Raw genomic sequence first — 14,770 nt, 5'->3', positions numbered from 1 at the left:
CGTTCTAAAAAAGTTATAACTGAAGTTTCATTCCAATCGGAAGACAGTGACTGTCGTACCCATGCCCTAACTTAGCTGTTTTTGCCACAGGAATTCCAAACTTTTCTGTGGCAGCAAGCACTAGCTCCTCTGCTGTCGGCATGCCTGCACTCTGCTCTAGCTCCGTAAAGGTACCTAACAGGATGCCATTGCATCTCTCAAGAAAACCAAGCTGGGTAAGCTGAGCAATATAAGAGGCAATCGCAGCCGGTCCACCACCGAGGCTTTCCAAGAAAAGCAGCTTATCCTCTGGATTTGGCATATAAGGAGTGCCAGCCAGTTTCAAGAAGCATCTTGCATTTCCGCCAATAACAGTACCCTCCATACTGCTTCCTCGCAGCCATGTATATGGAAATGTTACTAATTCATTCGGATTGTGCCAGTCAGCCAAAAACACTTTCGTAAACAATTCCATTTGAAAGGCACTGTCTGGTCCCAGTAAATTGGTTGTTTGATAATGAAGATTAGGAACACCAGTTAATGTAAACAGGGCATTATTAAGGACAGACAGGTCGCTCATGCCGACAAAAGGCTTTGGATTTTCTTTAATTACTTCCATATTGATAGATGGGAGCAGCTCGTTGGCAGCATTTCCTCCTGACAAATCAAAAACGGCCTTTATTTCCTTATCTTGGTATAATTCCGCTAATTCTGCTGCTCTTTCCTCTGGTGTACCGCTGAATGGCGTGTTACCGACAGCATAAAAGGTTTTCGCGTAAACGGCATGAACACTAAACTGTGCCAATATATTTTCTAATGTTAAATATATGTTTGATTTGGAGCGGTCTCTGCCGTCAGAGCACGCAATAAATCCGACTTTATCACCTTTATGTAAAATACTCATCCTGACATTCCTTCTTTCTAAAAGACTACTGTTAATTGTACGGAATTGACTCTGAAATCGCCAAATATTTTTCCTGCTATTAATAAAAAAAGACTCACGAATTTCGTGAGTCTTGTGATGTTATTCTTTTTTCGTCAGTTGCAGTGCTTTTTTAATGTCTTTAAAGGAATTCGATTTGCCGTACATCAGCACTCCACCTTTATAAACTCTGCCGCCAAAGACTGCTAAGAGGATGATAGAAACGGCCAATATAAGCATTCCTAAGATCGGTTCCCATACCGGAAGGCTCAGCATGCCTGCACGCATAAACATCAGCATTGGCGTAAAGAACGGAATATACGAAGTAATCGTAATGAATGTCGTATCGGGATTACCTAAGCCGAACATCGCAATCATAAAACCTGCCACGACAACTAAAGTCATTGGGGTAATCATCTGCTGAACATCTTCGATTCGGCTGACAAGAGAACCGAGGAATGCTGCAAGTGTGGCATATAAAAAGTAACCAAGCACAAAAAACAAAACAGCATAAATAATGGTGGCTGCAGGTATGCCGCTGAAGCCTAGAAAGCCATCAAGTGTGCTCATATCTTCATTATTTGTAACAGAAAAATAGCCAACCACTAGAAGCACCACTAATTGTGTTATACTCACCAAGCCAATACCAAGTATTTTTGCGAACATATGCTTAATCGGTGACACACTGGAAATTAAAATTTCCATAACCCGAGATGATTTTTCTGTCGCTACTTCCATCGCTATCATATTAGCATAAAGGATGACTGCAAAATAAATAAGGAATAATAAGACATAGACAAGCCCTCTTGCCTGGTTCAGCTCTTCTTCTGATTTTGCATTTTGTTCAAGAGCAATATGTTCAAATTCAACAGGCTCATTAAGCTTTTCAAGCTGTTCACTGCTGAGATTTAACTGTGCTGCAGCAAGCTGGCTCTTTACAGCCTGAACCAATGTCTCAATACCGGTTGCTGTCGAGGAGTCTGTAATATCCATGCTGTAGAAGGATCCCTGCGGCAGATTTTCCTTATCATAATCAAGAATTAACAATCCTTGATACGTACCGTCCTCCACCTTTTGTTTCGCTTCCGCTTCACCGTCTACATAATCCTCTAGCACAATATCTTCGTTAAGGGTTTCTGACATTGCGGCAACAGATGAATATAGTTCTTTTGTGTTGTCGATGACTGCAATCTTGTCTATATCATCATCGTTAAACACTTGGATGATGGACTGGAGATTTGTTAAGCCTAAAATAAGCAGCAATGTAATAACCGTTGTGAAGATGAAGGATTTTGTCTTTACCTTTGTCCAATACGTATGCAATAAAATAATCCAGAAACTATTCAAGTGAAGCACCTACCTTTTCGATAAAAATATCATTTAAAGTCGGCTCCTCTAACGCAAATTTCCGGACGAAGCCTTTTCCTACGATATCCTTTAATATATTTTCCGCGATTTCCTCGCCTTCAATCTGGAGAGCAGCGCCTTCTGTCGTTTGCTTCAGCTTGACAACACCAGGAAACTTTATTAAATAGGCCAAATCGAAATCAGCATGAATAACAACATTTTTCTTCCCAAAGCTGCGTTTAATTTCCTTTAAGCCCCCATGGACGACTGGCTTTCCTTTATGCATAATACAAAGATTTTCACACATTTCTTCCACATGCTCCATCCGGTGGCTAGAGAATACAATTGTCGTTCCCGAATTTTTTAAGTCAATGACGGCGGTCTTCAGCTGCTCCACATTAACCGGATCCAAACCGCTGAACGGCTCATCCAAAATCAGCAGCTTCGGCTTATGAAGCACAGCGCTGATGAATTGAATTTTTTGCTGATTACCCTTTGACAGTTCTTCCACCTTTTTTTCTAAATAATCGGATATTTTAAAGCGTTCCAGCCATCCTTTCAATTCTGTCAACGCTTCCTTTTTATCCATTCCTCGCAATCTTGCTAAGTAAATAAGCTGGTCCTTTACTTTTAATTTCGGATAAAGTCCCCTTTCTTCAGGCAGATAACCGATTTCTGGACTTGTCGAATAGTTGATGCTTTTCCCGTTCCAAGTAATGGTCCCTTCACTAATATCTAATATGCCTAGCAGCATGCGAAAGGTTGTCGTTTTGCCAGCACCGTTTCCTCCTAAAAATCCAAACATTTCATTTTCTGGAATTGATAAGGATATATTATCGACTGCAACAAATGAACCGAATCTTTTTGTAACATTTTTTATTTCTAATGACATTCCGATCTCCTCCTTCTTTCATTCATACGAAAAGATATGCTGAAGGTTTCACAAATAACTGTAAAGATTGGACAAAAATAAAAAAAATCCCATGAAGAATAAACTTCATGGGACTTTTTATGCTCTAGTGAGATAAAAAGACGAGCTGGTATAAAAATAATACGGCGAATATATAAACGAGTGGGTGTACAGATTTACCCTTGCCTGTCACTAATTTCAGCAACGGATGAGATATGAATCCTAGTGCAATTCCTGTTGCAATACTTGAAGTAAGCGGCATGCTCAAAATCACAAGAAAAGCTGGGAAAGCTTCATCAAATTCAGACCAGCGCACCTGTGCAATTGCTCCCATCATTAAGCTTCCGACAATAATGAGGGCAGGAGCTGTGATAGCAGACAAGCCAGAAACAGCGCTGACAAGCGGTGCAAAGAAAGCAGCAATAATAAACAATACAGAAACCGTGACACCAGTCAGTCCTGTTCTTCCTCCTGCTGCAACACCAGAAGTCGACTCAATAAATGCAGTCGTCGGGCTTGTCCCGAACATAGCACCAACAGAAGTTCCGATAGAATCTGCAAGCAGAGCCTGTCTAGCTTTAGGAAGACGGTTATTCTTCATTAATCCTGCTTGTTCAGCAACACCGACCATCGTACCAGTCGTATCAAAGATTGTCACAAGCAAGAAGGAGAACACAACTGCATATAAGCTATGCTGGAAAACATCACCGATTGCTGAGAAAGGATTTGTGATAATTAGTCCTTCTGGCAAGTGAGGAACAGCTGCAAAACCATCAAATGACAGCTGGCCTGTAAAGAAAGCAATAATACCTGTTGCGATCATTCCCAAAAATAAGGCGCCTTTAACATTCATCGCAAATAAAATAATTGTGATAGCAAGACCGACTAAAGCTAGCACAACAGAGGGAGACTGCAGGTCACCAAGACCAACAAGATTTTCCTCATTATCCACGATAATTTGTGTCTGTCTTAAACCAATAAAAGCGATAAACAAACCGATACCTGCAGTGATACCATGCTTTAAATTTTCCGGAATTGCCTCTATCAGCTTTTCTCTGAATGTTGTTAAAGAAAGAATTAAGAAGATGATTCCTGCAACAAAAACAGCAGATAAAGCAACAGTATAATCAAGGCCTTCTTGGCTTCCGACAACCGAATAAGCAAAATAAGCATTTAATCCCATACCCGGTGCTATAGCTATCGGATAATTGGCAAATAAGGCCATCCAAAGTGTACCAACGACAGCAGCAATAATTGTTGCCATAAATACTTGGTCAAAAGGAATGCCTGCACTTGATAAAATAACAGGGTTAACGATAACGATATAGACCATTGTCAAAAAAGTAGTGAAGCCGGCTGTTATTTCCGTTTTCACATTTGTATTGTTCTCTTTAAGTTTAAACATGTATACCTCCGAAAAAACGAACATTTTTACACAACTCTTTTATATTATTCGTTTTCTAACAAAAACGCAATCTTTTTCTTCGCCTTTTATTTAGAAGTTGCTGGCGTTTTCTTTAGTCTACGAAAAAAGGAAGACAGTAAAAGCAGTGTCCTGCTCTTTCTATCTTCCTTCAATAACGCTAATTTTATTTGTATTAAAACGATTTTTCTGCTGAAAAATGTTCTTCTAACAGCGCTAATTTTCTGTCTGTATATTCTTCAAAGCTGTCATTATATGTTTTAGGGTCCTTCGGATTAGAGAACTGAGTGATTTTTCCTGTTACTGGATGGATAAATTTGCTTGAAGCACCGCAGCCAAGACCAATTACTGTCTGCAGTTCTTCCATCATCATGATGTTATAAATGCTTTCCTGGCCAACCTTGGAGTATCCTACATTCTCCAGATTGCCAAGAATATTTTTTTGTCTGTACAGATAATATGGCACATAATCATATTTGTCTGTCCAAACTTCAGCCATTCTCATCATTTCTTGGATTTCATCTCTGTCAGCAACTTTATATTTCGCTTTATTTCTCGTCATTTCAGAAGCCCGTTTAAATGACAATGTATGAACAGTCAGTGATTCAGGCAATAGTTCTTCCGTTTTATCAAGGCTGTGCTGGAACTCTTCCACACCTTCTCCAGGAAGGCCAATAATTAAGTCCATATTGATATTATTCATTCCATGCTGTCTGGCTAGATGATACTTGTCAATCGTTTCTTCAACAGTGTGATGCCTTCCGATTGCTTTTAATGTTTGTTGTGTATACGATTGTGGGTTAATGCTGATGCGGTCAATATTCCATTTATTCAGTACTTCCAGCTTTTCAGGAGAAATGGTGTCTGGCCGGCCAGCTTCTACCGTTATTTCTCTGATGTTTTGCACATCCGGGAAGGATTCATTCATTTGCTCATAAAGCATGTCCATTTCCTCAGCAGTTATGCTTGTAGGAGTTCCTCCACCATAGTAGACGGTCGTTATCTTAATATTTTTAGATTTCAGCCATTCTCCAGTCTTCTTTATTTCATGATGAAGACCTCCTAAGAAGGAAAATACGGAACCTTGTCTGCCGTTTATAGCATAAGCCGGAAACGTACAGTACGCACATTTAGTTGGGCAAAATGGAATCCCGATATAAATGCTTACTTCTCTTTTCAAATCATATAAATCGGGAATAACCGCAAGCTGTCTGTTTATAATGCGCTGCATGAGATCGATTTTCTCATCCGACATTAAATACTCATCCTTTAATGCCTGATGCGCCTCTTCGATTGGCGTTTGGTTTTGCATATGCTTATGAAGAAGCTTTGTCGGGCGAATTCCCGTCAAAATTCCCCATTTTTGAATCATGCCAGTATAATCTTGTAATACCTTTAGGAAAACTTGTGAAATGGCATTCTTTTGTTCCTTAAATCTTTCCTTTTCATCAAGACCGGCTACAGCTTTTTCGCAATCGAATGCTGACTTGCCGTCTATTTTTCCTTCAACAAAAAACCGGTCGTCTGTTTCTGAAACATCAAAACGTATTAAAATATCTGCTTCGTCTTCAGCGAAAGCAACCTTAGTATCTTCAAAAAACAAGTTGCCGATATGCTCTAATGGTCTGATTAGTCGGTCGTCATGTAACCCGCTTATCGAAATTGATTTCATTTTTATATTCACCTTTAATTATCATAGTTAATAGCTTCTAAAATTCCATTATACTTCAGTCTACAAAAAGTGACCAGCCAGGTCAAAATATTGGCTAGAAAAACAAAAAATTCCTTACGCTCTAAGGAATTTTTTGGTTTATTAAGATGAGTATAATAATTGCTATTTAATAATGTTCATTTTGCGCAGAAACTCAATAGGCTGCTGTTTACGAAAATGCTCCTTTACCATGTAAGCAACTCCGTCCTGGTTATTGGATCTTGTCACCCAATCGGCTGCAAATTTCAGCTCACTTGGCGCATTTCCCATAGCTACTCCAAGGCCGGCTGCTTCTATCATATCTTTATCATCAAGACTGTCGCCAATTACTACTACTTCCCTTCTGTTAATACCGAGATGCTCTGCCAAGTACAGCAGCCCGTTGAGCTTATTAACACCTTCAGGCAGCACTTCTAAGCGAAGGTCATTCATTTGGACAATATTGATTTCATCAAACATCTTGTCTAAAACCTCTTTAGCATCTAAACAATCTTTCTTGTCTTCGAAATACACCTCAATTTTCGGAGCGCTGACAGGTTCTTCCAGCAAAACTTCACTAAGAACTTCTACAAATTGATGGGAATAAAACACAGGATCGCCAGAGTTAAACACTGTTTTAGCAAGCATATTATGGTTAAGCCTTGACTTATTCGCTAAAGAAAATTTCTCATGCACGATTCTAATCTGACAAATAAACCCTTCTAGGAAACGGACAATTTCATATGTAAGTTCATCAGTCAGCCTGTTTACGTACAATGTTTGGTCGGCATTGTCTGAAATAAGTGCACCTTGATGTGTCACAATATAATTATTCAGCTTTAATGCTTTGGCAACCTTTCTTGCGGAAGGCAAACTTCTTGATGTGACTAATGTTACATATATTCCTTTTTGCTGAACGTATTCAATTGCATCCTTCGTGGATTTGCTCAGACGTCCATTTGATTGGATAAGAGTCCCATCAATATTTAAAGCTAATAAGCGATAAATCATCTTGTTCCCCCATTTCAGGTTGTTTTGTCTTTATAAACATGTATGAAAAAACCACCTGTATTAGAACCGGCTTTCACGAATTATCCGTTTTAACCAATGCAATCTATGCTTGTTGCTGGAAACATTTACAGACTCGTAAACTGCATAGATATCTCTGTCTGTTACAAACTATTGACTGTAACACCGACAATCACTAAAGGAGGAAACAACAATGTCAAACAATTCAAATCAACTACTAGTACCTGGAGTCTCTCAAGCATTAGATCAAATGAAATATGAAATTGCGACTGAGTTTGGAGTAAACCTTGGTGCTGAAACAACTGCTCGTGCCAACGGTTCTGTTGGTGGAGAAATCACGAAGCGTTTAGTGCAAATGGCTCAGCAGCAGCTGTCTGGTACTCAGTTTTAATGTAAGCTAGTTTAAATAAGCAACATTATAATATGGAAAAAGTGCCCAAAGCATAGCTTTGGGCACTTATGTATTTCTGCTATTTTATTGCTGCGGAGCTCCATAAAGCTCTTCAAGTGGCTTCATAATAATTTGGTTAAGCTCAGTAATAGCAATGCTCATACGCTGTTCTGCGTCCATCAGTTTGGAGATAGACTCATGCTGCTGAACCAATGCCACTGTCTTTTGGGCTTGTTCCACTTCTTCCTGTGTAATTTCAATCCCTGACATTTGTTTTTGCTGCAGCTGCATTTGAATGTTGCGGAAGTTTTCAAACATGGCCTTTGCAGATGGGTCAGCATTAACCAAGTCATACATTTTTTTTAAGTTTGTATATTCATCACTTTGACGAATAGCTTTTTCTAGTTCATAAGCAGAATCATGAAGGTTTACTGCCATTATTAACAACTCCTTTTTAACAATTGTCTCCACTATATCAAACTATGCTTCATATTGCCAATAAGACCCTTTATTTCATTTAAGACTGGACAAGTGTTCGCTGTTAAGACCGGACAATTATATAAATTCACATGCAATTCAACAATGCCCACAAAAAGTCTGCAGTACCCTTCATCCCTTTAGATACATGCACAAATCATTCCATTTAACATACGATACCATATCAGCTTTAGCCTATAAGAAAAATTAAACTAAAAAATTCACCTTACAAATGAGGAATTGCGATGAAACTAAATTTGCTTCCCCTGTATATGAAAGAAAATTCCTCCTTCCCAGCAAACAAGGAGACGGTACTACGTTTGAGCCACTCCTTAGTTCATCATTGGGAAATAGATCGCAATAATCCTGTTCTGCTTAACTTAGGTAGCACGGCAGTTCCTGTCCTAGTTGAACCTGTACATGAGGATAAGCAAGCGATATTTTTCTGTGACAGCTTGCTTCAGTCATTAGCAGTGCCAAATCAAGATTTAACACTGCTCAGTCATTTCAATAAACAGAGCCAGACATTAACACTTGGGCCGGTAATAGCCATTTTGACAGATGCTCCTGCACATGATTCTGCGGAAGATGGACCTTCTTTCCGTTCCATTCATCAGTTTTGCGAGGAATTTCAGCAAGAGCTGTCACGCCTTGGCGGAATTCTTTATGTATGCAGCCTTTATGATTGGAAAGAAGGATATGTCGAAGGCTATTCTTACCAGCAGGACAGCTGGAAAAAGACGGCCCTGCCATATCCCAATGTTGTTTATAATCGCATTCATATACGCAAGGCAGAAGCATCAACGCAATTTAACGACCTAAAAAAGGATTTGCAAAAACGAAATATTCCTATCTTTAATGCACAATTCTTTTCTAAATATGATACCTCCTTAATCTTAAACAAACTTCCTGCATTAAAAAAATATATTCCAGAAACGAACCTGCTCTCTAAAGAGGTACTGGAAGCAATGTTAAATCTATTCAGCACTTTATATGTAAAGCCGATTCATGGCAGTCAAGGCCGGCAAATTATCCAGATACGCCGCGAGGAACATGCATGGAAAACGAGCGTTTCTTCTGGTAAAGAAAAAGGAAAAATCCGCTTCTTTTCTTCATTTAATAAATTATGGAGATGGCTTTCGCAATTGACTAAAAAACGCGCTTATATTTGTCAGGAAGGCATTAACTTTCAACAATATCATAATCGTTCCCTTGATTTTAGAATTCTCTGCCATAAGGATATACGGCACCAATGGAAGATAACCTCTATTGTCGCCAGATGTGCCCAGCCAGAAGCATTTGTCGCTAATTTGTATCAAGGTGCAGAAATGATCTCATCAAAATCTGTGCTTCAAGCATTAGTTGGTGAAGCTTCTGCTAAGCAGGTGGAGCAACAGTTTAAAGAGATATCTCTTCAGACAGCTGAGGCCCTGTCGTCGCAAATGACCGGAGACTTAGGCGAGCTCGGAATTGATATGGGCATTGACATACATGGCGGGCTTTGGATTATCGAGGTCAATTCTAAACCGTCTAAAAATCTTGATTCGGCAACAAATAAAGGAAGGCCTTCTACAAAGGCATTACTGGAATATTGTTTGAGCCTTTCTTTTCCACATATAAAAAAAGGAGAACAACAAGATGTCTAGTTTTGGAATCATGTCACTCTCATTAGAAAATGAAAAAAGCTATATCACGGAAATTGCTAAACTGGGAAAATCGCTGGCCTTTGATGTTTATCATTTCGTACCTTCAAGCTACAATCCTCTCACAGAAAAGGTATCTGGCAAGATTTTCGATAGTGAGCAGAACTGCTGGCTCACACAAGACTTTCCCGTCCCTTCCTTTTTATATGACCGCTGCTATTACCAAGAAAATTCTCATTCTAGACAATGCAAAAACATCGTTGAGTGGCTGAAACAGAAAAAGGATATTGTCTTTATTGGCAATGGGCTCCCAAACAAACTGAAGCTGTATGATGTATTGAAAGCTTCTAAGCTGGCCCCTTATATTCCTAAGTCAAAACAAGTAATTTCAGCTGATGAAGTATTAGAAGATTTGCGATTTGTTAATCCGATTATCTTAAAACCAATTAACGGCTCACAGGGAAACGGCATTTATTTTATTAAAGAACAACATAAGCGCATTTTTGTCAGAACAGATAAAAAAGAGCGACATGTGGAACATATCTTTAAAGATAAAGAAAAATTCTCACGCTGGCTGACTACTCTGCTTCAGAAAAATGATTATTTTAGCCAAAGCTATTTACCTTTATGCAATCAGGATAAACAGCCGTTTGATATTAGAGCACTGCTGCAAAAAAATGGGCAAAACAAATGGGAAATCATTGAAAAGGGGATAAGACTTGGCGCCAAAGACAGAATCATCTCCAATCTTAGTGCAGGAGCAGAAGTAATTCCTTTTAAACAATGGCTTGATACAGCTCCCTATAAAATGAAGAGTTTTATTGAGAATGAAATAAACGACATTCTTTCTAGCCTCCCACCTATATTAGAACAATCCTTTCCTGCCCTCTTCGAGTTAGGAGTTGATATAGGTATTACCGAAAATGGCTCGTTATGGATACTCGACGTCAACAGCAAGCCTGGCAGAAAAGTCATTCTCCTGGCATACCCAGACTTGAGTGAAAGGCTGTATAAAGCTCCGCTAGCCTATGCAGCCATGCTGCGAGATGGACAGAGGAGGAACAGCAATGAAAAAACTTTACTCTATTGAAGTGATAAATGATTGCACTAATACAATCTACCTTCCTGCAGATGCATCAATACCAAGTAATCTTAAGCGGGCTGCCTTCGGAACAATGAAGGTAGAAGCTTTCATTGCTGTCCAAAAATTCGGAGGCAATGTAATTAGAATAAGTGAAGATTTAATACAAGCCTTAAAGATACCGCCAACTCTTCCTATCTTACATGTTTTTTACGATAAAGATGTCTTGTATATCGGTCCGCTTGTTGGAATATTCACCTCTGGCTTCAGCTCAGTCGAGGTCAAACCAATCGGTGAACGCACTATTATCTTTTCAAAGCTGTTAGCTGTCCAAAACACAGCAGGTGTCACCGCCTTTTTATTTGGAGCCCAGCATATTGATTGGGATAAAGGCACAATTAACGGACTGTTTTATCATGATGGCTGGAAACGGTTTGAAGTTCCGTTTCCAGATGTTATTTATGATCGTATCCCTAATCGCCGTACAGAGAGTTTGCCAAAAATAAAGAAGGTAAAGTACCGTCTTCAACAGGAATATATGATTCCGTGGTATAATCCAGGCTTCTTTAACAAGCTTGATATATATGAACGTCTGCTTCAAGAAAACAGCATTGCCGATTTTTTGCCTGAAACGCTTCCCTTCACTTCTTTTTCTGTCGTAGAACGAATGCTGAGCAACTATGGGCATATTTACATTAAACCGAAAAATGGCAGCCTGGGAAAAGGAATCTATCAAGTCATCTATAATAAGAAAGACGAAAACTACTATACACGTTTTAAAGAACCGAGCGGAGAAAAACGACTGCTTAAATTCGATACATTAGAAAAGCTGATACAGCATATTACAGCAAAAACAAATATTAATAATCTTCTCGTCCAACAAGGCATTCATCTTATGCGCTCAGAGAAAAAACCGATTGATTTCCGAGTTCATACTAATAAGAATAAACAAGGTAAATGGGAAGTCACCGCAATTGCCGCCAAAATTGCCGGTGCAGGCAGTGCAACTACACATATGAATAGCGGCGGTATTGTTAAATCGATTGACGAGCTCTTAGATGTTGACAAGGATAAGGAACAGCTTAAAGAGAAGCTTATCAATTCTGCATTAAGAATATCTAAGACACTTGAGAAGTACACGGAGGGAACAATCGGAGAGATTGGCTTTGATATCGGAGTAGACCGTAAAGGAAGAGTTTGGCTTTTTGAAGCAAATTCTAAGCCTGGAAGAAGCATCTTTAAACACAGTTCACTAAAAAAAGACGACTTACTGACAAGAAGAATGTCGCTAGAATATGCCATCTACTTGTATGAGCAGAGCATTAAAAAGCCTGAGGATATATTTAAATGAATATTTACTATGATGGCAATGCAAAGAGTTGGCATTTTAATCAGCCTGGATTAACCTTCGGAAGCAATCAGCTTCCGTTGCTGCCTTTATTCCCTTTCCTTAAAGAGTTCCAGCCATTTAAAATGATCTACAAGGCAAACAATGCAGGCCCCATTGTCGGCATACTGACTTCCTACAATTCCAAAAACAAGCTAATCGGCAACCGGTCTTTATTTGAAAAGCTGCAAAGAGAACTAGATTCTTTTGGGGGAATGATTGTCGTCTTTCCTCCTGAAAGACTGACAAATACTAAAATTGACGGTTTTACGTATGTCACAGCTAAAGATAAATGGCTTCCTATAACAACCCCTCTTCCCCATGTTATATATAATCGTGTGCCTTTCCGCAAAACAGAGGATGGCGATCATTTCGCAGCAGCTATTTCTATCATCAAAAGCTTTGACATACCATTTTTCAATCCGCATTTTATTCATAAATTTGCATTATATCAAGCATTAAAGCAACAGGAAATATTAGCAAAGTTTCTCCCTGAAACCGCACTGCTTCAATCTGAACAAGAACTGATTGATTTCCTCCAAAGACATGGTTCCATTTATGTTAAATCTGCTTCAGGCTCTAAAGGCAAGGATTTATACAGGCTAACTAGAAATCCTGATAATTCCTTCCTCCTCGGAGACATTCAAGGGACAAGAAGCTTTCATACATTACAGGAAATTATCGAGGATTATTTACCACAATGGACTTCTAAGGAATATATTGTTCAGGAAGAAATAGATGTGGATGTTTTCGATGGACAACGCTTTGATTTTCGAATACTGGCTACTTATCTCGACGGTAATTACCGCTTAACGGGAGTTGGTATAAGACAGTCCTCCCTTCAAGATGTCACAACACATGTGCCTGCAGGTGGAAAAATCATTCCATATGAAGCTGTGCGAACAAAAAAACATGATCACTTTATTAAGCTTGCTATTGAACATTGCGGAGCATTATTATCAAGCCAGCATGGATTTTTCGGAGAATTTTCCATTGACGCTTGTGTGGATAAACAAGGCAATTATTATATTTTTGAAGTAAACTCTAAACCGATGTTATTTGATGAGCCAGAAATTGAAACGAACCGCTGCAGACAGCTAGCCCAGCTTTTTTATGAGCTTGCTGGCTTTAAACAGCAAGAATGAAATACACCTTCCTGACACATTCTAACGGCAGGAGGGATATTTATGGGAAATAAAAACGATGACCTGCAATATGAAGGTAAAAAAGAAGCTTATTTAGACATCGACAGAATGATAAACGAAGGGATGTCTGGCGGAAAAGTCTTTCGTCACGATACTAGCACAAATATTGAAGAAGCAAGGGAACTTGGAGAAGAAGCTCCCCCTAATAAATGAGCTTTCATTCGACACAGTCATTATTAGACTGTGTTTTTTTGATTGCCGTTTTTCTGTAACTATAATAAGATAATGGTAACGATTACACTTTACACAGGCCAGTTTTTAGGTAAAAAGAAGCAATCGTACTTGCTTACTTTTTCAAACGCTTTCATCTCTAAATGGAGGAATGACGATGAAACAAAAATTATTAACCTATTTTCCAGGTGCGGTAGAGCAGTCTGCACCTCCTTCTCAACCACAGCTAATTGACTACCATTGGTTTCACATTGAAGGGGAAAATGGGTGGTTTGGCTTTCAAAAAAATGAGATGAACGATTCTCAACTTGATTTATTAAAAACGCTTTTTCAGCATTATTTACCGAAAAACAACAAGGAAAATACAGAGGACTTTAAATGGAGCCAATTCTTATTTTTCGGCGGTAGCATGCCAGAAAAAGTATGTAAAAATTTCCGGGTTATACAATTTCAAATAAATAACACTCCTATTGATAAAGAAGCTGTAGAAACTGTATTCAAAGGATTTATTCACAGCAGCAGCATCATTATTTGGAATGGTGCTAATAGAGGAAGTATTTTAGAGCGAGACGGGCACTTTCTTGAGGATGAGGAATATTCCTCTTTTGCTGAAGCCCTGCAGTCCGATTTTTATTTTACGATAACCTTTTATATTGGAAAAATCCTGCCCTTCACAATGGAAAGTCCTACCGTCTTTACTCAGGAACGGGATTTTTTCACAGCCGGCTTATCTGTGATTTCTTCTGAAAGAGTATTATCCTTTGAAACAATCCTTCCTCATCTATTAATAAGCAGGCTTGATCAGCATGAGCTGGAGCCATTTAAAAACTGGTTCTCTATCTTAGGGGAAGATAAGGAATTGCTGTTAACAATTAAAACATTCATTGAAAACAACGGACATAATACAAATACAGCAAAAAAACTATTTATCCACCGCAATACATTGCAATACAGATTAGACAAATTCACTGAAAAAACCGGATTGCCTTTAAAAAATTATCATAACTTCTTTACCGCCTATTTAGCCTGCCTATATTTCAGCCAAAAAAAGGCTTAGAAGAAACAAATCTTTCACAAGAACGTATGTTTCCATTTATTAACTGGTAAACTCTTTT

14 protein-coding genes are annotated in these 14,770 nt (G+C 38.8%); 7 read left to right on the top strand and 7 right to left on the bottom strand.

The features are described 5' to 3' along the window. Positions 1 to 13: 13 nt before the first annotated feature. The 6 genes from ACLIJJ_RS05720 to ACLIJJ_RS05695 form a co-directional block, all read right to left on the bottom strand. Complete coding sequence (locus ACLIJJ_RS05720) at positions 14 to 883, bottom strand: S66 family peptidase (protein ID WP_233317309.1); 870 nt, start codon at positions 881 to 883, stop codon at positions 14 to 16. Positions 884 to 1,003: 120 nt separating this feature from the next. Beyond that, the gene (locus ACLIJJ_RS05715; RefSeq protein ID WP_233317310.1) at positions 1,004 to 2,248 is read right to left on the bottom strand and encodes an ABC transporter permease; all 1,245 of its coding nucleotides are present in this window, start codon (positions 2,246 to 2,248) and stop codon (positions 1,004 to 1,006) included. Beyond that, positions 2,241 to 3,140, bottom strand: a complete 900-nt coding sequence (locus ACLIJJ_RS05710) for an ABC transporter ATP-binding protein (protein ID WP_233317311.1) — start codon at positions 3,138 to 3,140, stop codon at positions 2,241 to 2,243. The genes ACLIJJ_RS05715 and ACLIJJ_RS05710 overlap by 8 nt, the downstream gene beginning before the upstream one ends. A gap of 124 nt (positions 3,141 to 3,264) precedes the next feature. Continuing rightward, positions 3,265 to 4,563 (bottom strand): NCS2 family permease, encoded by a 1,299-nt coding sequence (locus tag ACLIJJ_RS05705; protein ID WP_411229470.1) that lies wholly within the window; start codon positions 4,561 to 4,563, stop codon positions 3,265 to 3,267. Positions 4,564 to 4,756: 193 nt separating this feature from the next. After that, complete coding sequence (locus tag ACLIJJ_RS05700; protein ID WP_411410652.1) at positions 4,757 to 6,253, bottom strand: coproporphyrinogen III oxidase; 1,497 nt, start codon at positions 6,251 to 6,253, stop codon at positions 4,757 to 4,759. A gap of 162 nt (positions 6,254 to 6,415) precedes the next feature. Next, on the bottom strand, positions 6,416 to 7,282 hold the full coding sequence (locus tag ACLIJJ_RS05695) for a Cof-type HAD-IIB family hydrolase (RefSeq protein ID WP_233317314.1): 867 nt from the start codon (positions 7,280 to 7,282) through the stop codon (positions 6,416 to 6,418). 211 nt (positions 7,283 to 7,493) lie between these two features. Here ACLIJJ_RS05695 and ACLIJJ_RS05690 point away from each other — a divergent pair, with 211 nt between their 5' ends. Continuing rightward, entirely contained in the window at positions 7,494 to 7,691 is a 198-nt protein-coding gene (locus tag ACLIJJ_RS05690) for an alpha/beta-type small acid-soluble spore protein (protein ID WP_233317315.1), read from the top strand. Positions 7,692 to 7,775: 84 nt separating this feature from the next. Here the strand turns inward: ACLIJJ_RS05690 and ACLIJJ_RS05685 are convergent, their stop codons facing one another. Further along, the gene (locus ACLIJJ_RS05685; protein WP_233317316.1) at positions 7,776 to 8,129 is read right to left on the bottom strand and encodes a YlbF/YmcA family competence regulator; all 354 of its coding nucleotides are present in this window, start codon (positions 8,127 to 8,129) and stop codon (positions 7,776 to 7,778) included. Between the two features lie 284 nt (positions 8,130 to 8,413). Between ACLIJJ_RS05685 and ACLIJJ_RS05680 the strand changes: the two genes are divergently transcribed. The 6 genes from ACLIJJ_RS05680 to ACLIJJ_RS05655 all read left to right on the top strand — a co-directional run bounded on the left by ACLIJJ_RS05680 (position 8,414) and on the right by ACLIJJ_RS05655 (position 14,712). Beyond that, positions 8,414 to 9,814 carry a YheC/YheD family endospore coat-associated protein gene (locus ACLIJJ_RS05680; RefSeq protein WP_233317317.1) on the top strand — a complete coding sequence of 467 codons (1,401 nt, stop codon included), beginning with the start codon at positions 8,414 to 8,416 and terminating at the stop codon, positions 9,812 to 9,814. After that, positions 9,807 to 10,901, top strand: coding sequence for a YheC/YheD family endospore coat-associated protein (locus tag ACLIJJ_RS05675; RefSeq protein ID WP_237940766.1), 1,095 nt, complete (start codon positions 9,807 to 9,809; stop codon positions 10,899 to 10,901). The genes ACLIJJ_RS05680 and ACLIJJ_RS05675 overlap by 8 nt, the downstream gene beginning before the upstream one ends. Then, a complete protein-coding gene (locus ACLIJJ_RS05670; RefSeq protein ID WP_233317319.1) occupies positions 10,879 to 12,243 on the top strand; it encodes a YheC/YheD family endospore coat-associated protein in 1,365 nt (454 codons plus the stop codon). The genes ACLIJJ_RS05675 and ACLIJJ_RS05670 overlap by 23 nt, the downstream gene beginning before the upstream one ends. Beyond that, positions 12,240 to 13,424 carry a YheC/YheD family endospore coat-associated protein gene (locus ACLIJJ_RS05665; RefSeq protein ID WP_237940764.1) on the top strand — a complete coding sequence of 395 codons (1,185 nt, stop codon included), beginning with the start codon at positions 12,240 to 12,242 and terminating at the stop codon, positions 13,422 to 13,424. Before ACLIJJ_RS05670 ends, ACLIJJ_RS05665 begins: the two co-directional genes overlap by 4 nt. Before the next feature lie 42 nt (positions 13,425 to 13,466). After that, positions 13,467 to 13,637, top strand: a complete 171-nt coding sequence (locus ACLIJJ_RS05660) for a hypothetical protein (protein WP_233317321.1) — start codon at positions 13,467 to 13,469, stop codon at positions 13,635 to 13,637. Positions 13,638 to 13,812: 175 nt separating this feature from the next. Next, positions 13,813 to 14,712, top strand: coding sequence for a PucR family transcriptional regulator (locus tag ACLIJJ_RS05655; RefSeq protein WP_411410651.1), 900 nt, complete (start codon positions 13,813 to 13,815; stop codon positions 14,710 to 14,712). Positions 14,713 to 14,770 lie beyond the last annotated feature (58 nt).

The sequence above is a fragment of the Niallia laureatilytica genome (assembly GCF_046613985.1).
GTDB lineage: Bacteria > Bacillota > Bacilli > Bacillales > Cytobacillaceae > Niallia.
This window is presented reverse-complemented; position numbering and strand designations above follow the sequence as displayed.

What these genes read in the sequence shown, in the direction of transcription:
- ACLIJJ_RS05720 (WP_233317309.1), bottom strand. Translation starts at nt 883, where the DNA reads ATGAGTATTTTACATAAAGGTGATAAAGTCGGATTTATTGCGTGCTCT.
- ACLIJJ_RS05710 (WP_233317311.1), bottom strand. Translation starts at nt 3,140, where the DNA reads ATGTCATTAGAAATAAAAAATGTTACAAAAAGATTCGGTTCATTTGTT.
- ACLIJJ_RS05705 (WP_411229470.1), bottom strand. Translation starts at nt 4,563, where the DNA reads ATGTTTAAACTTAAAGAGAACAATACAAATGTGAAAACGGAAATAACA.
- ACLIJJ_RS05700 (WP_411410652.1), bottom strand. Translation starts at nt 6,253, where the DNA reads ATGAAATCAATTTCGATAAGCGGGTTACATGACGACCGACTAATCAGA.
- ACLIJJ_RS05695 (WP_233317314.1), bottom strand. Translation starts at nt 7,282, where the DNA reads ATGATTTATCGCTTATTAGCTTTAAATATTGATGGGACTCTTATCCAA.
- ACLIJJ_RS05690 (WP_233317315.1), top strand. Translation starts at nt 7,494, where the DNA reads ATGTCAAACAATTCAAATCAACTACTAGTACCTGGAGTCTCTCAAGCA.
- ACLIJJ_RS05685 (WP_233317316.1), bottom strand. Translation starts at nt 8,129, where the DNA reads ATGGCAGTAAACCTTCATGATTCTGCTTATGAACTAGAAAAAGCTATT.
- ACLIJJ_RS05680 (WP_233317317.1), top strand. Translation starts at nt 8,414, where the DNA reads ATGAAACTAAATTTGCTTCCCCTGTATATGAAAGAAAATTCCTCCTTC.
- ACLIJJ_RS05675 (WP_237940766.1), top strand. Translation starts at nt 9,807, where the DNA reads ATGTCTAGTTTTGGAATCATGTCACTCTCATTAGAAAATGAAAAAAGC.
- ACLIJJ_RS05670 (WP_233317319.1), top strand. Translation starts at nt 10,879, where the DNA reads ATGAAAAAACTTTACTCTATTGAAGTGATAAATGATTGCACTAATACA.
- ACLIJJ_RS05665 (WP_237940764.1), top strand. Translation starts at nt 12,240, where the DNA reads ATGAATATTTACTATGATGGCAATGCAAAGAGTTGGCATTTTAATCAG.
- ACLIJJ_RS05660 (WP_233317321.1), top strand. Translation starts at nt 13,467, where the DNA reads ATGGGAAATAAAAACGATGACCTGCAATATGAAGGTAAAAAAGAAGCT.
- ACLIJJ_RS05655 (WP_411410651.1), top strand. Translation starts at nt 13,813, where the DNA reads ATGAAACAAAAATTATTAACCTATTTTCCAGGTGCGGTAGAGCAGTCT.